Origin of the sequence: Marinobacter sp. MMG032 (assembly GCF_040112695.1) — a bacterium.
Classification (GTDB): domain Bacteria; phylum Pseudomonadota; class Gammaproteobacteria; order Pseudomonadales; family Oleiphilaceae; genus Marinobacter; species Marinobacter salsuginis.
In genome coordinates this window covers 2,607,379-2,630,703 of record NZ_CP157802.1, presented here as the reverse complement: position 1 = coordinate 2,630,703, position 23,325 = coordinate 2,607,379, and the positions used below count along the sequence as shown (strand labels likewise).

Sequence of the window (23,325 nt, the reverse complement as noted above, 5' to 3'; positions counted from 1 at the left end):
GTAGCCGACAACTCCACCAGTCACGGGCTCTGCTAAGCTCAGAGAAAACCGGCTTCTACCCAGAAGAACCAATATGACTGCCACAGTTTTCCAGATTCTTGGTGGCCTGGCCCTGTTCCTGCTGGCCATGGAGATGATGACCAATGGCCTGAAGAGCGCTGCAGGGCATCAATTGCGCCATATGCTCGGTCACTGGACCCAAACTCCCTTACGGGGTCTGGCCGCAGGCTTTCTGATTACCGGCCTGGTACAGTCTTCCGGTGCAGTAACCGTGGCCACCATCGGCTTTGTGAACGCCGGCCTGCTCAACCTCAGCCAATCCCTTGGCGTCATCTTTGGCTCCAATATCGGCACCACGATGACCGCCTGGCTTGTCAGCCTGGTGGGCTTCGGATTCAACATCGAGGCGGTTGCGCTCCCGATTCTTGCCGCCGGTGTCGGGCTAAAGTTGATCGCCTCCAATCCGCGCACCCGCTCGCTCGGTGAGGCGGTGGCAGGTTTCGCGCTGTTCTTCCTCGGACTATCCATACTGAAATCGTCGTTGGAGACATTGACCGGCGGACTCGACGGCAACTTTCTGCTGGACAACGACTATGGATTGCCCGCATTCCTCCTTATCGGGTTTCTGGCAACCGTACTTACCCAGTCCTCAAGCGCCGCGCTGGCCATTGTTCTCACTGCTGCTGCGGGCGGCCTGATTCCATTGAACAACGCCGCTGCGGCGGTGATAGGTGCCAATCTCGGCTCAACGTCCACAGCTGCCCTGTCTGCGCTGAAAGCGACAGCCAACGCCCGCCGGCTTGCGGTGGGACACATCCTGTTCAACGCAGCGACCGGGCTGATTGCGCTTGCCATTCTACCCGTCATGCTCTGGATGGTAGCCGTACTGGCGGATTGGCTTTCCATGGACGCCAACATAGCCGTTTCACTGGCCCTGTTTCATACACTGTTCAACGTGCTCGGCGCGTTCATCATGTTACCGCTGACACCCCGCTTTGCCCGATTTCTCGGCAGACTCTTCCGAAGCAAGGAGGAAGACAGCGCCGAGCCGCGCTTCCTGGATAACACTCTGGTTACAACCCCTGAACTCGCGGTTGGTGCCGTTGATCAGGAGATGAAGCGACTGATTGGGCTGACCCGAGGTCTGCTACGGGTCTGCCTTGACCGGGAGGACCTGAAACCCGCCCAGATCCGCCCGAAAACCGATGCCTGTCTGAGCCTTAACCAGTCCATTTCAGATTACATTTCCCGGCTGCGGGCGGAGAGGATGCATCTGGCGACCGTTGATGTCCTCAGCAGGACCATTCTGACCTGTCGCTACCTGACCGAAGCCACCGTTCTGGCCCCTGCCCTGCTGCAGCTAAAAGAGGCCAGTCGGCTGTCCCAACTGGACTGTCTTGCTGAAGACTTTGAACACTATCTTGGCTTGCTGAGAACGCTGGTTGCCGCGGACAGTCCGCAACCCGACACGTTCCATGATCTAGAGAAGGCGTACCACGTACTCAAACCCAGGATGCTGACGATGATTGTCAAAGGAGAATTCACTGCCATTGCCGGAGAACGGGCCCTGGACGACCTGAGCTCCGTTCGACGCCTCTGTGACCAGTGGAACAAGTCACTGGCTTGGAAGCCAGGAGTGGAACTGCTCAACAGCAGCCGTCAGGAAGACGGGGCAGAGAAGCGGACATAACGGTTACGACCCTGATGCTTGGCCTGATACATGGCCTGATCCGACTGCCGCAGAAGCTGATCTCCATCCAGATCCCCGGTTTGCGGGAACAGCGTATAGCCGATACTGGCTGAGACCTCGACGCTGTGATCGGCAACCCAGACCGGTTCTGCCACCCGGGCCAGAAGACGCACCAACAGGCTTTCCAGGGAAGCGTCATCCTGGACATTCATGACAATCGCCGCGAACTCATCACCGCCGAGCCGCGCCAGGGTGTCTTCTTCCCTGAGTTCCGAACGCATACGGGTGGCTACCTCAACCAGCAACTGGTCGCCCGCCTCATGACCGAAGGCATCGTTTACAGGCTTGAACTCATCCAGATCAATGTAAACCACCGCCAGTTTGCCGCCCTGTCTCCGGGTCAGGGCCATGGCCTGCTGCAAACGGTCGGCAAACAGTACCCGGTTGGGCATTCCGGTCAGGGCATCATAGTGAGCCATGACACGGAGTTTCCGTTCCTGTTCCTTGAGCCGACTGATGTCACTGAAAATACCGACAAAATGCGAGACCTCACCATGGTCGCCACGAACACTGCTGAGAGTCGCGGCCAAAGCAACGGGCTCACCATCGTTTCTTCGACTTGTGAACTCACCTGACCAGAAACCCTGGGCACGGGCGCTGGCGAAAATGCCGGTTCCCTCATCCACCGGCAAGGGCGGCAGACGCCCGATGCCCCGATGGCGTGGCCGACCGGTAATTGCCAGGTACGCCTCGTTGGCATCAATCACCACACCGTGATTGTCGGTAATGAATATGGCCTCGCGGGCATATTCGAATACACTCGCCGCCAGGCGCTGACGCTGTTCTGCTCGCTTCCGCCGGGTGATGTCATACAGGGAGCAGAGAATCAATGCTTCCGGTTCATCCTCGGTGTGGACCGGCGCCATGGTAAGTTCAACCCAGATTTCCTTACCGTCAGAGCGATTCAAAACCCACTCGCACTGCTCGACCTGACCCGCGGACACGCGCTCCAGCATAGCTGCCAGTTTCTGTCGGGAAATCTGTCCGTCCGGCTGATATTCCGGCGAAAAGACTGCCAGGTCCTTGCCAATCAGCGATTCACTGGATGTATACCTGAGCAGGTCGACAGAAGCCTGGTTGGTATCGCTGAACAGTCCACCGCGAATCAGCAATGCGGCTTGTGGCCAACCCCGAATAAGCTGGCGCAAACGCCTCTGTTCCGCGGCCAGTTGCCGCTTGCTCCTTGCCAGCCAGAGCGATGATGCCACCAGCAGCATTAGCAGTACCAGAATGGTAAAAACCCAGAGCCGATACTGGTGCAACGCATCAACCCAGGTGAGTTGAGGCATCTGATCGTAGGGCGGCACGCGCAGGGTGCGCGCCAGGTACTCAACCGACTGGTAATCGGCGGGAGGCGAAAAGCCGGCAATACCAGCCGCCAGCGCAACATCGTCTTCCGGTTCTATGGCAAAAAGCGCCGAAGCGATCTTTCGCACAGACCTCTCGTTTACATGAGGCAAGGCCACCAGGGGCCATTCCGGGTAAAGACGTGTTGAAACAACGTAAGGGAAACCCGCCAGCCGCTGACGGTTCAGAACCTTCACCCTGGAGAACAGATCAGGGTCCGTTTGCGCCAGCTGTTCCAGAATGCTGGTGCGGATGAAACCCACATCGGCGTCACCTGCCAGTACCGAGCGAACAACCCGGTCATGGGTGCCCAGAAAGCGAATCAGGTTCACTCGCCGGATATCAATGCCGGCGTCCAGGAGTTCCAGGACCTGGGTCTGGTAGCCACCGAGGAAATGAACGCCGGGTGAAGCAATCGTCTTGTCACGGAGATCGGCAAGATGCTCAATGTCGGTACGCCCTGCCCTGGTAATAATCACGCCGCCAAGACTGGCCGTCGAGGATTCGCCGGATCGTCTGACCAGGGTAGCCAGCACACCGGTCAGACTTCGCTCGCTCCGAATCAACAGGAAATGGCTGGGGTTGGTGAGAAAGAAATCCAGCCGGTTGGCGGCAATCGCCCTACTCATATTATCCTGGTTGAGCACCTCCAGCCTTATCTGGATCCCGGTTTGCTGCGACAGATAGTCAGCCAGAGGCTGGTAACGCTCCTGAAGTACCTGGTCCGGTCGGTAGGCAAACACGCCCAGGGTCAACGCCTCATCAGCATAGGCTTTCGCTGCCGCCAGAAAATCCGTGGCAAACAGCAGGAACAGACTGATAGCAAAGCGTCGAACGTTCACGGAACCCTCGCCGGCAGAAACGAGGCATCTGATAAACGCTGGATGTCGGGATCCCGATCGATCATTCCCTGTGCCAGCATCAGGCGAGAGAGAGAGCCGGCCATGCTTTCGATCGGGCCGGCTGCCGTGAGGTACCGCTGGTTTGCCGCCAGGTCCGGCAGCATGACTGTCGCAAGCGCTGAGCGGACCTCATCAGGATCTATTCCCTGACGGTCCGCGACCCGATAAACCGAATCGTGCAGGTTTCTGACCAGGTGCTGCAAACCGGCGAAGTGGGCGCCCACCAGATCACTAACGGGGCGTCGATGTTTCTCCGCGGCCTCGCGGGTCACAACCAGGACGTCAAAAATGGTTTCCGGAATATCACTGCTGTCAAAAAGCCGGACCCCACCCAGGCTCTCGATCACGGAGGCCGTCGGCTCGTAGCATACCGAAGCATCCACTTCCCCCCGGGACCAGGCTTCCGCATGCTGGCTAACCGGCACATCCACCTTTATGACATCATTTGGGCCAAGGCCCGCGACCTCGAGAATCTTCAACAGCATAATGCCGGAAACACCATTGACCTCTACCGCAATTCGCCGACCCTTTAAAGCCGCCAACTCGTCGATGCTAGCGCTGACCATCAGCACATCTGCACCGGCTGACACATCAGCCACGGCTACCACAACCAGCTCCAGACCTCTGGACCAGATTCGTATGGTTTCGTCCAGGGTGAGAGCCGCGCCATCAAGAGCCCCGGACAAAAGACCGTCCATGGAGTCGGTTGCAGAATTACCCGGCTGAAGCGCAACGGTCGCCGGTAACCAGTTGAAATCGTTGGCAAGGTATAGCGGTTCGTAGCCGATCCAGGGGTGGATGCCGAATCTCAGGGGGCCGGAATCGCTGCAACCGGGCAATCCCGCCGCGGACAGTCCGGCTGCTATCGAAAAACCAAGAAATTCACGGCGTTGCATTAGGATCCGGACCGGGTCAAGACATTAACATTTGTCAATAAACAGTAGTTTACTGTTTCACATACTACCCGTAAAACCGCAACTTGCATTGCACCGGGTCAATTTATCCCAAAGACAGGAACACGCCCATCAACACCGGTGACAGGAAAGACAACAGAAAACCGGATGCGATGGCCACCGGCACACAGGGGAGGCCACCGCTGCTGCGGATAACCGGCAGGGTGAAGTCCATGGCGGTAGCACCACCGTAGCCAATAGCCATTGCCGGTCGACTGGCAATGAGCAGGGGAATAATGGCCAGAGCAACGATCTCCCTGAGTACATCGTTGAGGAAGGCAACCCCGCCCCACGCAGGCCCCAGGGCCTCGCCGATCACAATCCCGGACAGCGAATACCAGCCAAACCCGGAGGCGACCGCCAGGGCATCGTGCCAGGGCAGCCCAAGCCAGGGAATCAAAAGCGCTCCGGCAGCCAGAGAGCTGAGCGTCAGGGCCAGTGCAATGCCCAGGCCCTGACGGTTCATCAGCAGCTTGCGCAACGACAACCCCGCATTGCGCAACTGCAGACCGATCAGGAACAGCAGAAACATCAGCGCCCAGGTCGCCAGCTCTTCTGCCATGGGCATGTCCGGCAAGAGGTAGTATCCGGCCAGGAGACCGGCAATTACTGCCACCAACGGTTTCAGGCCGGCCAGGAACAGCCTGCGGTAACCCGGGCTGACACTGCCCTCAACCCGCTCAACCGACATTGGCTGCCAGCGGTGAAACAGCCATAGCCCGAACATGTTGGCGACAAAAAGCACCAACACCAGCCCCATTACCTGGGTAGCCATGCCGCCCAGTTGCGCCGCCAGCCCCTCCATCTGGCCAAGCCCCAGGCCGAGCAGCAACAGTATGAAGTAGACCAGCCCCTCCACGGTGTAATGGATCACAGTCATGGCCCGGCGATTTTCCAGGGCGATGGCAAAGCCCAGGAACAGGGGAGCAAGAATGAGCAGGGCTCCGGTCAGCATGGCGTCCTCAAGAAAACAGAAAAGTGAGTCAGGTCAGGGGCTTGAACTGGTCGGGGTCGGTTTTGGGGCCAGCTGGGGCATCCTCTGGGATTCCGATGGTTCGGGCAAGGCGCTGGGCTGCCACGGACCACACCACATAGTCACCAGGTTTGGGTTCATAGCCCTTTCCCATCATGGTGCCTGCCACACTCCTGAGGACGGATTCGGCGCGGGTCTGGGTGGGCCATGGGCCTCGGCAGAACTGGCCATCCGGTCGCCCCTGATCCGGGCCAGACAGAGCCACCAGCCCCCAGCGATCATCGCCGACAGGTTTGATATGCAGCTCAATCCGCTGGCCCTCCTTCACCATCACGAGGTCCCGAAGCGGACTGCGACCGTGAAAATAGTGAAGTTTCATGACGTCAGGGAGTCAATGCAGAACATGACCAGACCTGTCCTGGACCAGAACCCAGGGCGCGATGACCACCGCCCAGAGCTCAGCGTTGCGGTCGTACCAGTCTTGCGCGGTATCCGGCGCAACCTCGCCAACGCGACCGTCCTGCATCCACTGTTCGAAACGGGGTTTGTTATCGGCGGCCAACTCGGTGGCCACTTCGAGCAAATCAAGCTCCGGCGCCACTCTGACCACCTGCCCACGGGCAAAGTAGGTCTGCAGTTCGTGCCAGCGGATACGGGAAGTCTCAAGGTTCAGCTTGCTTTTCAGTTCGTCCCGGGACTGGGAGGATGACATGAGTACCTCATCAATCAAAACAGCGCTCAGGCTGGCCAGACTACCGGAAATTGCGCCCGCCCGCATCTGTTCGCAGTCTGCCAGAAACAGTTTATGGCTCCATTCGAGCCCTGGCCAGAATCTCTGCAATCTGCTCTGCAAGCGTCATGGGGTCAAAAGGTTTTGGAATAACACCCACTGCTCCCAAAGCCCGGTACTCATCAATTTCGGATCGCTGCAGCCTTGCCGTCATGAAAATGACCGGCACGTGCCCCATGTCCGGCAGTTCCCTAAGCGCTTGCAAGGTTTCCGGGCCATCCATACCGGGCATCATCACATCCAACAGCACCAGCTCCGGGCCAAAGGCCGGGGCCACAGCCAGCGCCTGTGCCCCTGACTCGCATAGCCGGGCGGTAAACCCACCCACATCCTGCAATGCGATTTCAGCGATCGCCCGGATATCCGGGTCGTCTTCCACATACATAACCCGTTGGGGCAAACCTTCCCGCTCAGCCACCAATACGCTACTCCTGTAACTGGTTTTCGGTTTCCAGACCAATACGTCGAAGCAGCTTCTGACACTCGCCCGTAGCCTGCTCATCAGCAGCGATCATCGCAGCCGCCCGCATGATCAACCGATCCTCCCGCGTGCAATCGCCCGGAATAAAATGGACAGATCCGATCAACTCCCGCAGACCGAGCGGCAAACGCCACTGGACCTTCAGACGGTTGCCATAGCGTTGCGACCACTGGTGCAGGGCCTGCTCTGCCTCGTTCTCTCCCAGGGAGCCACCAACAGCGACAAACTGATTGAGCACTTTAAGCACTGCCAGTTCACCTAACCGACTGAGCAATCCCGCCTGCTGGAAAACAACAGCTGGCTTTTGAAGCCTGATGGCCAGGCGTTGTGCTTCCCTGGCCACCAGCAATGCCATCTCATGATGCGTTACCGCCAACTCCCGGAGCAGTTCGTGCTGCAGCTTGCTGGACACATCCAGAGACAAAGCCAGGGCCTGATTGAGAGCCAGAGCCACGCCAAGCGAGGCTATGGCGTCTCTGAGGGTCTCCACCGGTTTGCCTGTACGCCGGAACGAACTGGTGTTGGCAACATCCATCAAACGGGCTGTCAGACTGGTTTCCTCTCGCCAGCGTTCTGCGAGTTGGGCCGGTGAGAGTTCATCCTGTCGACTGATCAACTCCAGAATGTCCCGGGGATCTATCTCTGACGGCAGCTGAATCAGCTGTTCCAGGGAGCTTTCCAGCAACTCCGGGAGCGCCGGCGGTTCCCGGGACTCGATCTTCAGCAACCTGGAGAGACGCTCATGCAGAAGCTGGACATCGAAAGGTTTGGTGATGTATCCATCAATACCGTAATGGGCCGCCTGCAGCACCGAATCGCGGTCCGAGCGCCCAGACACCATAACAACCGGCATATCCCGGTTTGAACTGCGAACCTTTTTGACCAGATCCAGGCCTGATCCGTCCGGTAGGTTCCAATCAGCAATGAGTAGATCAAACCGGTTTTTGACTACTTGTTGAGACGCCTCCGTAAGCGTTGGCACCGCGGTCACCGCAACACCGGGGTAAAGCCCGGCCACCACAGTCTCCAGCAACTCGGCGATGAGATCATCGTCTTCAAGGATCAGTGCTTTCAAACAATCCACCTCGGATTTACCCGGAAAACTATTGAAGTGTGTACACGGTTACGCCGTTCCGACCGTTGCGTTTTTGTTGGTACAGGGCCTGATCCGCGGCCTCGAGGGCATCATCCCCGTTTGTAAAATCATTGATTGCGGCAATGCCGGCGCTGAGCGTTACCTGAAAAGCGGTGTCGCCAGCCGAGAATGCCAGCTCGGCAAAGCTCTCACCGATACTCTGAATCAGTTCTGCCGCTGCGGAAACCGGACAGTGCGGCAGGACAACGAGGAATTCCTCGCCTCCATACCGACCAATCATGTCGGTCTCACGCAGCCGGTTCCGCAGCAGATTCGCAAGCGTGCGGATAACAATATCTCCGTACCGGTGGCCCCAGGTGTCGTTGATTTGTTTGAAATGGTCCAGATCAAGCATGACCACACTGGACGGATGCCCGTCCCGGCGACACCGGGCCAGTTCCTTCTCCACTTCCTGCTTGATCAGCGAATGCTTGAGCAGACCGGTCAGACTATCCCGGTTCATAAGTTCCGAGAGCTGACGGGCCCGGTAGCACCGGATCCTGACCGACCGGACCAGGTAATCATCAGAGACCGGTTTCATAAGAAACTCGTCGGCACCCTTAGAAAGTGCTTCCAGCTGATTGTCAGGATCATCCTCGGAAGACAGGTAGATAATCGGCAGACTCAGCCAGCGCGGTTCAAACCGGATCAGCCGGGCCAGGGTGACCCCGGAATAACCACCAATCTGAACATCCATCAGGACAATATCAGGCTGAAAGGCAGACAGGGTTGACATCAGGTCCAGCGGGGCGGAAACCGTTCGCGCCTCGATACCAGCCGACTGCAAAACCAGGCAATAGTGTTCGGCCAACTCAGTGTCATCCTCGACAATCAACACACGTCCCTGAACCCCGGCGCTGCGCTCGATGGCCAGGGATTCGATCCGTTCGGCGAGCTCGGGGATATCAAGGGGTTCCGGGAAAAACGCAAATGCCCCTAGCTTGGCCAGGTGGTACTTGTTCTCGAAGGATCCGTCCCGGCCGATGCAGATTACCGGCAGTCTCCGCCGTAACCCTTTTGCCTGGGCCCGGTTGCGCAGCGCCATGACGTCCGCCAAATCGGAATCTTGACAAAGTATCGCGGCCGCGCCAGACGTATCCGCGAGCACCTGATGCACAGCTTCCGGCTCCCTCCGGTCAACGTTACGGCAGTTGAAGCCATACCGGGCCATCTCGGAAGCCAGCGCCGTCAGCCCATCGTCACCGTTCTCCATGACGATCACGCTGACCTGCATGCCGTGACTACCCTCAAAAACATCACTCCGCTGGACTGGTGTGCTTACCGGATCCTGATATTCACTCCTGACTTCAACAAGTCTCGCCAGGGCATCAACGCCCTCCGCAAAATCCGTATCTACATCAACAGACTGGCTTCGGCCAGCGCCACCCTCGGCGAGATCCTCGGCCTGGCTTTTCAGCTTTTTTTCCAGGGTTCGGGCGGCAACGCCCAGCTCCGGCAAACCAAAGGTACCGGCGGAACCAGCAAGCCGATGCAGCTGTTGATAGCACTGAATAAGCCCCTCCGCAGACAGTTCACCACGGCGGGTCTGCTCCGCATAGTCACGCAGAATCTGAATGTCCTCATTCGCGCGAACAAGGAACTTTTGCCTCAGCGCTGCCAGTTTTGCCGCGACATCGCTGCTTTCTTGCGAAGCCAAATCAATTCCCCCAATGAATGTGTTTTGCCGCTCTCGCAAAATCCACTATTCTCGCCCCAATAAAATCACGTTTAGGCTCGCCCGGCCATAACCTTAAGGAAGTATATTGCGAAATCTGTCCCTAGGCAGTCGCGTCGCCCTGATTGCCATCTTCAGCAGCATTGTTACGGTCGCAGTCCTGTTGGCGATTGCTTACAACGAGCTGGTGCGCGACTTCGAAGACGTGCTGACCCAGCGGCAGCTACTCGAAACCGAAAACAGCGCCAGTCGGGTGAACCAGGACCTGCAGATCCGGCTGCAGGCCCTCGAGGCATTTTCCACACTGCTTACAGACGGCCAAAACCGACTACCACTACCGCGGATCAGAAACCTTCTGGGTCGCCAGACGTCTCTCCAGGCCTATTTTCAGGAAGGTCTGGTGATATTCGATGAGCGGGGCGTCGCTATTGCCGAGAATGTGCATGTTCCCGGGCGCCTTGGTACCTCCTATGCCGACCGGCAGCATTTCCGAAAAGCACTTGCCTCACGGGCCCCGGTCATAAGCCGGCCCATCATTGGACGGACCACCGGCCTCCCACTGTTGTCGTTTCTCGCCCCCATTGAAACCGATGAAGGCGACCTGCTGGGCTTTGCCGGCGGCATCATCAATCTTGCCAAAGCCAGCATCATTCCAAGGCAGGCAGCAGAACGTTCGGATACGCTGTTCAAGGTTCTAGATACCGAACACTTTATTCAGGTGGATGCCCTTTCCGGAAACAACATCATGCCGGATCTTCCGGAGCCCGGTGAGAACCTGATTATCGACGCGGCCCTGTCCGGAGTCACCTCCGGAGTTGTCACAGACCAGGAAGGCAAAAAATGGATCTACGCCACCCGGCATCTTGAGCGGGTGGGCTGGATGTTCCTGCGTGCAGTGCCGTACGAGCAGGTAACACAGCCGGCCTGGGCCTCATTCCGAGCATTCCTGGGCATCAGTATCCTTGCCATGCTGATCCTGGCGGTCACTGCCTGGGCACTCGCCCGCGCCGCAACCCGGCCACTGGAGAAAATGTCGTCAAAAATACGCGCCATGACCCGGGATGGTTTCGTTGCTGCAAGGCTTAAACCTGCCGGGCCACCGGAAATCCGGAGTGTCGCCAGCGCCTTCAATCAGCTGATGGAGGAGAGGGAAGCTCTCGATGTGCTCAAAGACCAGTTTGTATCCACCGTCAGCCATGAGTTGCGCACCCCGCTGACATCCATCAACGGCTCCCTGAAGCTACTTCACTCTGGTGCCGCCGGGGACCTGCCGGTAAAAGCCCGGGCCATGGTGGATGTTGCGCTTCGCAACAGCGAACAGCTGCAACGGTTGATTTCAGACCTGCTCGACTTCAATAAGACTCTGGCGGGACAGATGCCCATCCATCCTGAAACCATCGAATTGAGCTCAGCCATTGAGGATGCTTGCGAGGGCAACGGGGCCATGGCCCGGCACTACCGGATTCCTCTCAACGCGGAACCATCCAGGGCACAACACGTTTTCGCAGACCCGATGCGTTTGAGACAAATCCTCGATAACTTTATCAGCAACGCCATCAAGTTCTCTCCGCTTGAAGGCACGGTCAGGGTCCGAACCGAAGTCGCCGCATCCGACCGTGTGAGAATCACCGTGTCGGATCAGGGCAAGGGCGTTCCGGAACACTTTCTGCCCCGGCTTTTCCAACGTTTTGCGCAGGCGGAAGCCGGCTCCACCCGGGCAAAGGCTGGCACCGGCCTTGGGCTGGCCATAAGCCGGGAGCTTGCAACCATGATGGGCGGGGAAGTCGGCTATTATTACGACAGCGGAGCCCATTTCTGGGTGGAATTGCCAGCGGCTGATGCCGAAGTGCCGGAAACTGGAGAGCGCCATGAAAACCCCTGATCTGCCGCCGGATGAAGCGTATCGGCTATGCGCCCTGGACGAGTTGAAGCTTCTGGACACGCCGCCAGAAGAACGATTCGACCGGCTTACCCGGCTTGCCGCCCGCAGCTTCGATATTCCGATTGCCCTGGTATCGCTTATTGACAGCAACCGTCAATGGTTCAAATCAAGACACGGACTGGAGACTCCGGAAACAGCCAGGGATATTTCTTTCTGCGGTCATGCCATCCTGCGGGAAGAACCCCTCGTCATCGAGAATGCCCTGAACGATGAGCGATTTGTGGACAATCCTCTGGTAACCGGCGAGCCCAACATCCGCTTCTACGCCGGCGCTCCGCTCCACGACCGTCACGGCCATCGCGTTGGCACTCTCTGTGTGATTGACCGTAAACCCCGGTCCTTCTCCGACGACGACAAAACCACTCTACGGGATCTCGCCGACCTGGTAGAGCGGGAGTTCGGGCTGGGAGAGCTCGGCGATTTTTATGACGAGCGTAACCGGGCGCTGAATCTACTGACGGAGATTGCCCTGGACACCGAGGGCGACGCCAGCCAGAGAGTGACCAGGGCCCTAGAAATGGCCTGCAACTACCTGGGCCTTGAAACCGGCATTGTCAGCCGGATAACCGGTGGTGCCTATACAGTGCACTGGCATTTCACACACCTGCAGGACACTCTGAGCAACGGCACTACCATCGCCCTGGAGCGCACCTATTGCTCGTTAATGGTGGCGACCGGACAGGTGCTGGCCATTGATCATATGGGGCAGTCAACGTATCGCAACCACATCTGCTACGAGGTTTTCGGGCTGGAAAGCTACCTGGCAGCCCCGATCTGGATTGACGGCGAGATATTCGGAACTATCAATTTTTCTTCAAGACATCCAAGGCTGACACCGTTCAGCGCCACCGAACGCATGTTCGTTACGCTGCTGGCACGCTGGGTCGCAGACACCATCTACCAGCAGCAGCATACGGAAACCCTCCACAAACTGGTGACCCAGACCCCCGGCATGCTCTACCAGTATCGCCTCTGGCCCGATGGGCACTCCAGCTTTCCGTATACAAGCCCCGGCATTCAGGACATTTATGGTGTCTGTGGGGAAGAAGTAGCGGCTGACGCCTCCCCCGTGTTCGATCGTATTCACCCGGACGATCTCGCAGGAGTGGCGGAATCCATCCAGCGATCTGCAGAGTCACTTGAGCAGTGGCAGCACCAGTATCGCATACGCTGGAAGACCGGTGGCTGGCACTGGGTGGAGGGGCTCGCCCGGCCTGAACCACTGCCTGATGGCAGTATCCTTTGGCATGGCTATATCGCCGACGTCCACGAGCGCCACAAGATCGACGAGATGAAAAACCAGTTTATTTCCACAGTGAGCCATGAGCTGAGAACACCCCTGACCTCTATCTCGGGCTCTCTGGGGTTGATTCTCGGTGGCGCAACCGGGCCACTCACCCAGAAAACCACGCAAATGCTGGAGATTGCCAGACGCAATACCGATCAGCTCAGGCGCCTGATTGATGACCTCCTGGATATCGAGAAACTGGTCACTGGCAACATGGCAATCGATGCATCAGTACAGGACCTCGAAAGCGCAGTACGGGTGGCACTGGAGGAAATCCAGCCGATCGCAAACCAGCACGGTATCAAGATCAAACTGAGCAATGCCAACCCCGGGGTCCGAGCCAGTTTCGATGCCAACCGGCTGACACAGGCGCTGTCCAACCTGCTGTCCAATGCCATCAAGTTCTCGCCGGAGGGCGGCGCAGTGAATGTCGAGATCCAGCAATCCGGAAACCTGATAAGGCTGGAGGTGAGAGACCAGGGGCCAGGTGTGCCCGCAAGTTTTCGGGACAGGATTTTCCAGAAGTTTGCCCAGGCCAACGCATCATCGTCACGCAGCAAAGAAGGCACCGGACTGGGTCTGGCCATCACCCGGGAGCTGATGCATGCCATGAAGGGAGAAGTCGGCTTCGACTCCGAAGAGGGCAAAGGCGCGTGTTTCTGGCTAAGTCTGCCCCTGGCCGACGCAGACGAGAAAGGCGCCACCTGACGGGCGGCACCCACACTCGTCAATTACGCCACTGGCCCGCGATATTCAGCTATCCAGCCCTTCAAGCAGACCGGCCATATCGTCCGCGTGCTCTTCTTCCTGGGCCAGGATTTCCTCGATAATCCGCCGGGACGTCGGATCCTGATCCCCAAGATAGCGGGCAATCTCGCGGTAGCTGTCGATCGCGATGCGCTCGGCAACCAGATCCTCGACCACCATATCCCGGAGCGTTTCACCCTCAACGAACTCGGCGTGCGATCGGGTCAACAGGCCTTCCGGTGAAAAGTTGGGCTTGCCCCCCAGTTGCACGATGCGCTCCGCCAGCCAGTCGGCATGCTGCTGCTCCTGGTCCGCGTGCTCCAGGAACTCCTGGGCGGCAACATTGGCGTTGATGCCATCGGCCCGGAAGTAATGGCTCTTGTAACGCAGTGTGCAGACAATCTCTGTCGCCAAAGCCTCGTTCAGAATCTTCACCACATTGTCGCGGTTGGCGCCGTAGCCCTCGGTCAGAGCTCCTTCTTCAATGTGTTTGCGGGCTCTTTCACGAAGGGTTTTAACGTCTGTCAGAAACGGTTGATCGGTCATAAGGTCTCTCTCGTTTCTCTCATTGATCTCTTGAATTCGGCATGGCGGAAGCCCGCCATGCCATTGTCGCCCTGGCCATTCAGGCAGTGCGCAGCATTTCCCGCACCACGTAATGGAGAATGCCACCATGTTTGAAGTAGACGGCTTCATTGGCGGTATCAATCCGTGATTTCAGCTCACAGGTCTCGGTGGAACCGTCCTTGTATTTCACTGTCATCGTCAGGGTCTGGCCCGGTTTGATCTCGCCAGACAGGCCTTCGATGCTGATGGTTTCTTCACCGGTGAGCTTCAGGCTCTTGCGATCGGTGCCTTCCGGGAACTGCAGCGGCATCACGCCCATACCGATAAGGTTGGAGCGGTGGATGCGCTCGTAGGATTCGGCCACCACAGCTTTTACACCCAGCAGACGTGTGCCCTTGGCCGCCCAATCCCGGCTGGAGCCGGTGCCGTATTCCTTGCCGGCAATGACTACCAGCGGCGTGCCCTGCTCCTGGTATTTCATGGCGGCATCGTAGATGGCCATCTGTTCACCCGTGGGCACGAACTTGGTGAAGCCGCCTTCCACGCCGTCGAGCATTTCGTTCCTGATACGCACGTTGGCAAAAGTGCCGCGCATCATCACCTCATGGTTACCCCGGCGGGACCCATAGGAGTTGAAGTCTTTCGGCTCAACGCCGTGCTCCTGCAGGTATTTGCCGGCAGGGGTGTCCGCCTTGAAGGAACCGGCTGGTGAGATGTGGTCGGTAGTCACCGAGTCGCCCAGCAGTGCCAGTATGTTGGCATCCTTGATATCGTCGATCGCGTCCGGTTCTTCCTTGAGCCCTTCGAAGAACGGCGGATGCTGGATATAGGTGGACTTGTCGGACCACTCGTACACCTTGCTTTCTGGCACCTTGATGGACTTCCAGGTGGCGTCGCCGTCGAAGACTTCCGCGTACTCCTTACGGAACATATCGGTCTTCACTTTCTCCACCGCTTCAGCGATCTCCTGCTGGCTCGGCCAGAGGTCCTTCAGGTACACCGGGTTGCCATCCTTGTCGTTGCCCAGCGGATCTTTTGAGAGATCCAGGCGCACGTTGCCTGCCAGCGCATAGGCAACCACCAGGGGCGGCGATGCCAGCCAGTTGGTTTTCACCAGCGGATGCACCCGGCCTTCAAAGTTACGGTTACCCGAAAGGACAGAAGCGACCGTTAGATCACCATCTGCGATGGCTTTCTCTACCTCTTCGGGCAGCGGACCCGAGTTACCGATGCAGGTAGTGCAGCCGTAACCCACCAGGTTGAAACCAAGCTTGTCGAGATCGTCCTGGAAACCACCCACTTTCAGATAGTCAGTGACGACTTTGGAACCCGGCGCCAGCGATGTCTTGACCCAGGGCTTGGTACTCAGTCCCTTCTGGACCGCTTTCTGGGCGATCAGGCCTGCGGCCATCATAACGCTCGGATTTGACGTGTTGGTGCAGGAAGTGATCGCCGCAATGACGACCGCACCCGGATCCAGCCGGCTTTTTTCGCCATTCATCTCAAGGGGCTGGCTGGCATGATGCTTGTAGCTGTCGTCAACGCCCACGGCGGTCTGGCCACCCTCGGATTCCAGGTTGGCCTCACGATTCTCGGCAGGCCCCTCGGCAGTTTCCATCAACAGCTCGAAAGAGGACTTCATGTTTTTCAGGGCAACACGATCCTGCGGGCGTTTGGGGCCGGCAAGGCTGGCCTCAACTTCGCCCATGTCGAGTTCCAGGTTGTCGGTGTACACCGGCTCATGGCCGGGCTCACGCCACAGGCCCTGGGCCTTGGCGTAGGCTTCCACCAGCTCCAGCTGTTCTTCCTCACGGCCGGTCAGGCGCATGTACTTGATGGTCTGCTCGTCTACCGGGAAGAAACCACAGGTAGCGCCGTATTCCGGCGCCATGTTGGCGATGGTGGCCCGGTCTGCCACGGGCATGTCCTTCAGGCCGTCACCGTAGAATTCCACGAATTTGCCCACCACACCTTTTTTGCGCAGCATTTCGGTGACGGTAAGCACCAGATCTGTCGCGGTAATGCCTTCCCGAAGCTTGCCGGTGATCTTGAAGCCCACCACTTCCGGAATCAGCATGGAGACCGGCTGGCCCAGCATAGCGGCTTCCGCTTCGATGCCGCCAACGCCCCAGCCAAGAATGCCGAGGCCGTTGATCATGGTGGTATGGGAGTCTGTGCCCACGAGGGTGTCCGGGTATGCGATGGTCTTGCCGTCCTGGTCCTTCTGCCAGACGGTCTTGCCGAGGTACTCGAGGTTCACCTGGTGACAGATACCCGTGCCCGGCGGCACCACACGGAAATTATCGAACGCCTGCTGGCCCCAGCGCAGGAACTCATAGCGCTCCTGGTTGCGTTCCATTTCGATGGCTACGTTGTCCTTGAACGACGACGGGTCGCCGAATTTGTCCACCATTACCGAGTGATCAATCACCAGGTCCACTGGCGACAGCGGGTTGATCATCGCCGGATCCTTACCGGCGGCCTTCACCGCTTCACGCATGGCTGCGAGGTCGACAACCCCGGGCACACCGGTGAAATCCTGCATCAACACCCGAGCAGGCCGGAACTGGATTTCAGTGTCGGACTTACGGTCCTTCATCCACTGCACCATGGCATCGATATGGCTTCTGTCCACGGTGGTGTCGTCCTCGTTTCGCAGCAGGTTCTCCATGAGCACCTTGAGTGAGAACGGCAAACGATTGAGGTCGCCAAGGGTGTCCGCAGCCTTGGGCAGGCTGTAGTAATGGAAGGTTTTACCGCCAGCGTCCAGGCTGGAAAGGGTATTCAGACTGTCTTTACTGAGACTTTCGTTCGACATGTGGTGCCTCCTTTTTCGTCGTTATCCGCGTATTCCGGAAGGCTCTTTCGAAGCCCTTTCAGCAACGCATCGACCGGGAAAGCAATCCCATACCGGGCAATAGCCTGATGAAAGGACTCCACTATGTGAAGTCACCTTTAACTATTGCAGCAATTAAGCAGAGTTCAACCGCGGGCTGATGAATGTTCGGCATCAGTGCGGTGAATGTCAGACCAAGGTCGGAGAGCCGCACGACTCTCCAACATCAGTTACTGGAGGGTTTAGATGTGGTAAAGCTTCACCAGTTCATTCAGTTTTTCGGTAACTGCTTCAAGGCCCGAAGCCATGGTTCTGACCCGCTCAGCCTCGGACACCACATGGTTGTTGCGGTTAGCGATGGAATGAATATTCTCATTGATCTGAAGCGAGGTAGCCGCCTGTTCTTCCGAGGCAGAGGCGATTTGATAATTCATCCTGGACACTTCGCTGATGGCGGCCTCAACTTCCCGTATCGCTTCGCCGGTGTCGCGCATTGCCCGTGTGGACTCCGCCGATCGGGTGCGCCCCATCTCCATAGAGGCCTTGGTGGCTTCAGAGATTTCGCTCAGTTCACCGATGGTCGTCCGAATCTGGTCGGTAAACTCCTGAGTTCTCAGGGAGAGCGCCCTGACCTCATCCGCCACCACGGAGAAGCCACGGCCATGCTCGCCTGCCCTGGCTGCCTCAATGGCGGCGTTCAGGGCCAACAGATTGGTCTGTTCTGAGATCGCATTGATCGAACCGACCACAGAAGTTATGGATTCAATTTTTTCGCCCAGCTCATCGACCCTGCTAGCGCTACTTTCAAGCGCCTCGTCAGTGGCTTCGGTCAGCTTTGCGGCATTGGCCATCGCTTCGCCACCACGGGTAGCAGCGCCGGAGGCACTGCTGGCCGCGTCGGAGGCCAGCTGTGCGTTGCTGGCGACTTCCTGAACACTGGCCGACATTTCATTGATGGCAGTAGCCGCCTGGTCGGTCTGCACCTGCTGCTCGTTGGCAATCTGCGTGGTGGTATCGCTGACACTGGTCATTTCATCGGCATTGGAGCGAAGTTGCTCCGACAGCTCTCGGAGTCTGGCAATAAGCTCGACGAACCGCGCCAGCATCTTGTTGAACGAAGTAGCCGTTACGCTCTTATCGGCGTCATCGAGACGGGCGGTAAGATCGTTGTCACTGTCGAAGCTGCGGACAATCTCAATGATCTGGATCGACTGTTTTTGCTCTGCGCCCATTCGAATCGCGAAGAACACGAGGATTGTCGCTTCAAACACCACAAAAGCCGCGTGCAGAAACGCCATCGACCAGCTGCAGTCATAGTTGTAGATCATCAACGGCATGTCACCCAGCGATGCCCCGCCCAGTTGAAGACCCGTTAACGCCAGGTGATGCACGGCAATGGTACCTGCCGCCACCATCACCGGGAGCCAGTCTCTGTAGATGATCACCAGGGCAAGCGCGGCAAAAATGTGAAAATGCATTTCTATCCGCCCCATTTGGGCCTGGATCATGACGGCAGAAAACAGCATCAGACAGACCGCATACAGGCACGACAGGGCCCGGGTTCCTCGCATGGTGGCGTACCCGCCCGCCGCCAGGCCGCCGACCAGCAAAGACGCCACCAGAGCAAAGGTGGTGGTGCCGTAACCCATCGGCACCAGCAACCCGACTACCGGAATATGAGCCAACAGGATGTAGAGCACCTGCCGATCGGTCCGCTCACGGATTTCAATTTCATAAGACTGATTGTTTACCGCTGAAGTCATATAGGACTCTCACTTTTATTTTCTTTCAACAAGCGGCGAATATCCTGTTCAACCAGCTCAAGGTTCAGATCCGGCGTGGTGTAAACCAGCCTTCTTCGGAAGTCTCCCGTGACCACATGCAAATTGGCACTGTGGGCGATGAGGTCTTTTGTTGTACCTACCTGTTTAACGGCAAAATCGTTGTACGCTGAAGCGAGTTTTTGCGCGGCCCGGTGGTTTTCAGGCCGGTAGGCTCTGAACGCTTCGCCGAGACTCGCGGTAGTCTGTTCCAGCGCCTCTGGCGTGTCGTTTTCCGGGTCAAGCGTGACGAACAGGAACTCGACGTCTGCCCCGTGAAAACGCTGGCTCAGCTCCATCAAATTGACCAATTGAACGGGGCAAACGGTTCCGCACTGGCGATAACCAAAGAAAATAAAGGCGAGCCCATTCCGGGGTGGTTGATAGTCATTCAGGCGCTCACCCGGCTCATCGAGAGCCATGCCGTAGAAGCCACTGTGATTCAGCAGCGACGGCATTACAGGAAGTGCTATGGCCAGCAGAAACGCTGCGGCAAAGAGCAGAATGCTTGTGGTTTGTCTGTTCACGTGTACCGTCCGTAAAAATCGCCGCAAGTTTGCTGGGAAAAGTGAAGCCACGCTATAGGTGCATTACACCGCACCAGCCCAAAAACTTGCATGTGGGGCATATTACGGACGCTAAAAGCGACAGATCAGTATTTGTTGTAATGAATAGTTAACTTTTCAGGAGTGACTCACATCTGCCGTTCGCCATAAAGCTGGGCGTAGAGCCCTTCCCTGGCAATAAGCTCGTCGTGATGACCCTCTTCAATAATGCGTCCATCCTCGAAAACGCAGGCTCGATCTGCCTGTTTAACGGCACTGAGTCGATGGGCAATGATGAGGGTAGTGCGCTGCTTCAGGAACGCTTCCAGATCACGATGGAGCTGGAATTCGGTTTCCGCATCCAGTGCCGAGGTGGCTTCATCCAGTATGACCACCGAAGGTTCCGAGAGGATCATCCGCGCAATGGCCAAACGCTGACGCTGGCCACCAGAAAGGCGAACCCCCTGGCGGCCGATCACTGTATCAAGCTGATCATGCATGGCCGCAACCGTGGCATCCAGTTGGGCAATGCGCAGGGCCTCCCACAGTTCGGCGTCGGGCTTCTCCCGCCCCAGGGTCAGATTCTGGCGAACGGTATCGTTGAACAGAGCAGGATGCTGGAGCACCGTCGCCACATGCTCGCGCAGGCACGGCAGGCCGATACGCTGAACCGGCACGCCATCAATCAGTACCTCGCCCCGCTGGGGCGTGTACATGCCAAGGATCACCTGGATCAGGGTCGATTTGCCGCCGCCACTGGCTCCCACCAGCGCCACCTTTTCGCCCGGTGCCAACTCCAGATTGATGCCCCGCAGGACCTCTTCTTCCCCGTAGGCAAAGTGGATATTCCGCAGGGTCAGTCCCACGGTGTGACGGTCGCGGAAGGGGTTCTCAAGCGCCGGATAGCGTGGCTCTTCTTTCAGATCCAGCAATCTATTTATCCGTGCCAGGGCCGCATTGGCGGCAACCCAGGCATACTGCATGTTCAGCATTTCCTGAACTGGCGTCAGCATGAACCAGAGATAGCCGAAAATAGCGAACATCATGCCGATGCTCAGGTCGCTGAACAGCACGGTGATCATAGCCGCGGCCCGGAAGGCATCAACGCCAAACTGGAACAGAGCAAAACTGGCCCGGCTGGCGGCGTCGCTGCGCCATTCGAACTGTATGGCATGATCCCGAACATTGCGGGCCCGGTCGATCAACTGGCGCAGGTAGTGTTTTTCCCGGTTGGCCGCCCGCAACTGGTGAATGGCATCGAGGGTTTCCGTAAGGTCGCCCTGGAACTCCTCGTAAGCGCTGTTCTCCCGGCGCTTCAGTTCCTTGACCCGCTTGCCGATCAAAATCGTGGCGAAGATCACTAGCGGGTTGAACAGCAGAATCAGCAGGGCCAACTGCCAGTGAACCCAGAGCAGTACCAGGGCGGTGCCGAATACCGTGAGACTGGCCACCAGAAACCGGCTAATGGTGGTGCCCAGAAACTGGTCAACGGTATCCAGATCGGTAATAAAGTGGCTACTGATCCCGCCGGAGCCACGGGTTTCGTACTCCGACATGGCCACGCGCTGCAACCGCCCGAGCAACCGGGAGCGGATACGGAACACCACATCCTTGGAGACCTTGGAAAACTCCCGGGACTGCAAGACATTGAACGACAGTGCCGCCACCCGGAGCAGAAACGCGGCCAGAACCATCAGCCCGATATAAACCACCGGTGTTTCCCAGCTGCCCGGCAGTATCGAGTCCATAACGGGCAACACCGGGCCGGGTTCATCGAGCAACACTTCATCCACCAGAACCGGAAGCAGCAGGGGCACCGGCACACTCATGACGGTGGCCATGATCGCCAGCAGATTGGCGCGCACCAGCCTGGGCTTGTGCTTGAGCGCAAGCCCGAAGATATCCCGCCAGGTATACGGCTGTCGGGCTTCACGGGTGTCGATACCGGTTACGCTGTTCTGCGGGTGTTCCAAATAACCTCCGGAAAATGAAATCTGCCCGGTTGGATACGCCCGGGAACTGACAATAGTCTACCTGTTAACTGGTTTGCTGCGATCAAAACCGACATCTGTCATGATGAGCCAACGATTTTCTGATGGACCAGGACACAAGCACCTGTGAAACACGATTGCCACTACCATCCCGGCGACCCCGCAAAATGGCACTGCGGCGAGTGCCAGATCCACTACTGCAGCCGCTGCATGCCCGACGCCGACACTCGCCAGCGCCGCGCGCTGTGCCCGCACTGCAGCAAGGCCATGCGATACCTGGGCGCCGCCACCGAAGTGGTTCCGTTCTGGCAGCGACTCGGCGCGTTCTTCCGCTATCCATTCCATACCGATCCGCTGATCGTAATTGCCATCTGTACCCTGGTGCCGGTGGTTGCGCCTGCCAACCTGATTGGCATCCTGATCTGGCTGGTGCTGGCGCTTGCGCTCTTCAAATACACCTATGCGGTGATCAACCACACCGCTGAAGGCCACCTGAAACCGCCCGCCGTGTCCGTGGCCTTCACCGGCAGCGGGTTTGATATTGTCATCCTGCAGCTACTCGTGTTCGTGTTGATGGGCGGGCTGGTCGGCGCTGCCGCCATGCTCGGCGGCCCGATCCTGATGCTGTTGGCGCTGGCGTTTGTCATTCTGGCATTGCCGGCCAGCATCATGGTGCTGGCCATGGAGCGTTCGGTGGGCGCGGCCGTGAATCCGATGAATCTCGCGGTGCTGATCTCGCGAATCGGCACCCCTTATTTCCTGCTTTACGGCTACCTGATCCTGCTCACCCTGGCCTCCGGCGCGGCCCAGGACTTCGCCGTAAATCACTTTCCGTTCTGGGTCGCCCAGCCCCTGGCCGGTTTCCTGAACAGTACCTTCACACTGATTCTGTTCCACATGCTGGGCTATCTGCTGTTTCAGTATCAGGAAGAGCTGGGATTCGCCCCGGACATTCAAGACGAAATTTCTGGGCAGGACACCCACCAGCGCGACCGCAGTGCCCGCTTCGATGCCGATATCGACATGAACCTGAAAGACGGCAACTACGATCGGGTACAGAGCATGCTGAAGGAAGCACTGAAGCGGGATCGGGACAACGCACTGAGAATCGGCCAGTTGTACCAGCTCCTGACGGCCCGCCAGGACACCGACGAACTCTACCGGTACCACCCACGCATCCTGGGCTGGCTGGCCGACCGCAATGATGGCGAAGGCATCGCCGGTGTGCTGAACACGCTTCAGCAAGCAGAACCCGGCTTCAAACTGGAGGATCCGGATCTCTCGGTACGCTGCGCCCGGGCCCTGTACCACCGGGGCCAGTTCAAGCCGGCCTTGCGGGTACTGCAGGATTTCCACAAGCGCTTCCCGGACAGCGAACAACTGGCCCCGGCCTATCTACTGGTGGCGCAGACCCTGGCCAACGGATTATCCCAGTGGGAAAAGGCGACGGCTTTTCTGACGTTTATCCAGAAGAAGTGCGTGAACCATCCGCTGCATGAGCAGATTACGGTTTATCTGGAGCAGGCTAAGAATCAAGAGCCATTGAAGGGACCGAAAGCAACGTTTTCTGTCCAGGACTGACG

Annotated in this window: 17 protein-coding genes; 4 read left to right on the top strand and 13 right to left on the bottom strand. The window is 58.0% G+C overall.

Going from position 1 to position 23,325, the window contains the following annotated elements; all coding sequences use genetic code 11:
* Window positions 1-73 precede the first annotated feature (73 nt).
* Entirely contained in the window at window positions 74-1,690 is a 1,617-nt protein-coding gene (locus ABNF92_RS12025; RefSeq protein ID WP_349342264.1) for a Na/Pi cotransporter family protein, read from the top strand.
* On the opposite strand, the gene ABNF92_RS12020 is transcribed toward ABNF92_RS12025, so the two are convergent.
* The 8 genes from ABNF92_RS12020 to ABNF92_RS11985 form a co-directional block, all read right to left on the bottom strand.
* A complete protein-coding gene (locus ABNF92_RS12020; RefSeq protein WP_349342263.1) occupies window positions 1,660-3,939 on the bottom strand; it encodes a diguanylate cyclase in 2,280 nt (759 codons plus the stop codon). The genes ABNF92_RS12025 and ABNF92_RS12020 overlap by 31 nt on opposite strands.
* Entirely contained in the window at window positions 3,936-4,895 is a 960-nt protein-coding gene (locus tag ABNF92_RS12015) for an ABC transporter substrate-binding protein (RefSeq protein ID WP_349342262.1), read from the bottom strand. The genes ABNF92_RS12020 and ABNF92_RS12015 overlap by 4 nt, the downstream gene beginning before the upstream one ends.
* Before the next feature lie 103 nt (window positions 4,896-4,998).
* Window positions 4,999-5,907 carry a lysine exporter LysO family protein gene (locus ABNF92_RS12010; protein WP_349342261.1) on the bottom strand — a complete coding sequence of 303 codons (909 nt, stop codon included), beginning with the start codon at window positions 5,905-5,907 and terminating at the stop codon, window positions 4,999-5,001.
* A gap of 28 nt (window positions 5,908-5,935) precedes the next feature.
* Window positions 5,936-6,304, bottom strand: a complete 369-nt coding sequence (locus ABNF92_RS12005) for a hypothetical protein (protein ID WP_349342260.1) — start codon at window positions 6,302-6,304, stop codon at window positions 5,936-5,938.
* Between the two features lie 12 nt (window positions 6,305-6,316).
* A complete protein-coding gene (locus ABNF92_RS12000; protein ID WP_349342259.1) occupies window positions 6,317-6,637 on the bottom strand; it encodes a DUF2288 domain-containing protein in 321 nt (106 codons plus the stop codon).
* A 91-nt stretch (window positions 6,638-6,728) separates the two neighbouring features.
* Window positions 6,729-7,100 carry a response regulator gene (locus tag ABNF92_RS11995; protein ID WP_349344084.1) on the bottom strand — a complete coding sequence of 124 codons (372 nt, stop codon included), beginning with the start codon at window positions 7,098-7,100 and terminating at the stop codon, window positions 6,729-6,731.
* Window positions 7,101-7,140: 40 nt separating this feature from the next.
* Window positions 7,141-8,280, bottom strand: a complete 1,140-nt coding sequence (locus ABNF92_RS11990) for a response regulator (RefSeq protein WP_349342258.1) — start codon at window positions 8,278-8,280, stop codon at window positions 7,141-7,143.
* 19 nt (window positions 8,281-8,299) lie between these two features.
* On the bottom strand, window positions 8,300-9,988 hold the full coding sequence (locus tag ABNF92_RS11985) for a diguanylate cyclase (RefSeq protein ID WP_349342257.1): 1,689 nt from the start codon (window positions 9,986-9,988) through the stop codon (window positions 8,300-8,302).
* A gap of 106 nt (window positions 9,989-10,094) precedes the next feature.
* Here ABNF92_RS11985 and ABNF92_RS11980 point away from each other — a divergent pair, with 106 nt between their 5' ends.
* Both ABNF92_RS11980 and ABNF92_RS11975 read left to right on the top strand, forming a co-directional pair.
* Window positions 10,095-11,888, top strand: coding sequence for an ATP-binding protein (locus ABNF92_RS11980; RefSeq protein WP_349342256.1), 1,794 nt, complete (start codon window positions 10,095-10,097; stop codon window positions 11,886-11,888).
* Window positions 11,875-13,944, top strand: coding sequence for a GAF domain-containing protein (locus tag ABNF92_RS11975; protein WP_349342255.1), 2,070 nt, complete (start codon window positions 11,875-11,877; stop codon window positions 13,942-13,944). The genes ABNF92_RS11980 and ABNF92_RS11975 overlap by 14 nt, the downstream gene beginning before the upstream one ends.
* A 45-nt stretch (window positions 13,945-13,989) precedes the next feature.
* On the opposite strand, the gene ABNF92_RS11970 is transcribed toward ABNF92_RS11975, so the two are convergent.
* The 5 genes from ABNF92_RS11970 to ABNF92_RS11950 form a co-directional block, all read right to left on the bottom strand.
* A complete protein-coding gene (locus ABNF92_RS11970) occupies window positions 13,990-14,529 on the bottom strand; it encodes a ferritin-like domain-containing protein (RefSeq protein ID WP_069182226.1) in 540 nt (179 codons plus the stop codon).
* 79 nt (window positions 14,530-14,608) lie between these two features.
* Window positions 14,609-17,368, bottom strand: a complete 2,760-nt coding sequence (gene acnA, locus ABNF92_RS11965) for an aconitate hydratase AcnA (protein WP_349342254.1) — start codon at window positions 17,366-17,368, stop codon at window positions 14,609-14,611.
* A 260-nt stretch (window positions 17,369-17,628) separates the two neighbouring features.
* Window positions 17,629-19,149 carry a methyl-accepting chemotaxis protein gene (locus ABNF92_RS11960; RefSeq protein WP_349342253.1) on the bottom strand — a complete coding sequence of 507 codons (1,521 nt, stop codon included), beginning with the start codon at window positions 19,147-19,149 and terminating at the stop codon, window positions 17,629-17,631.
* Entirely contained in the window at window positions 19,146-19,784 is a 639-nt protein-coding gene (locus ABNF92_RS11955) for an SCO family protein (protein ID WP_349342252.1), read from the bottom strand. The genes ABNF92_RS11960 and ABNF92_RS11955 overlap by 4 nt, the downstream gene beginning before the upstream one ends.
* A gap of 116 nt (window positions 19,785-19,900) precedes the next feature.
* Window positions 19,901-21,724: an ABC transporter ATP-binding protein gene (locus ABNF92_RS11950; protein WP_349342251.1), complete on the bottom strand. Its 1,824-nt coding sequence runs from the start codon at window positions 21,722-21,724 to the stop codon at window positions 19,901-19,903.
* A gap of 144 nt (window positions 21,725-21,868) precedes the next feature.
* Here ABNF92_RS11950 and ABNF92_RS11945 point away from each other — a divergent pair, with 144 nt between their 5' ends.
* On the top strand, window positions 21,869-23,323 hold the full coding sequence (locus ABNF92_RS11945) for a hypothetical protein (protein WP_349342250.1): 1,455 nt from the start codon (window positions 21,869-21,871) through the stop codon (window positions 23,321-23,323).
* The last annotated feature ends 2 nt before the right edge of the window (window positions 23,324-23,325 follow it).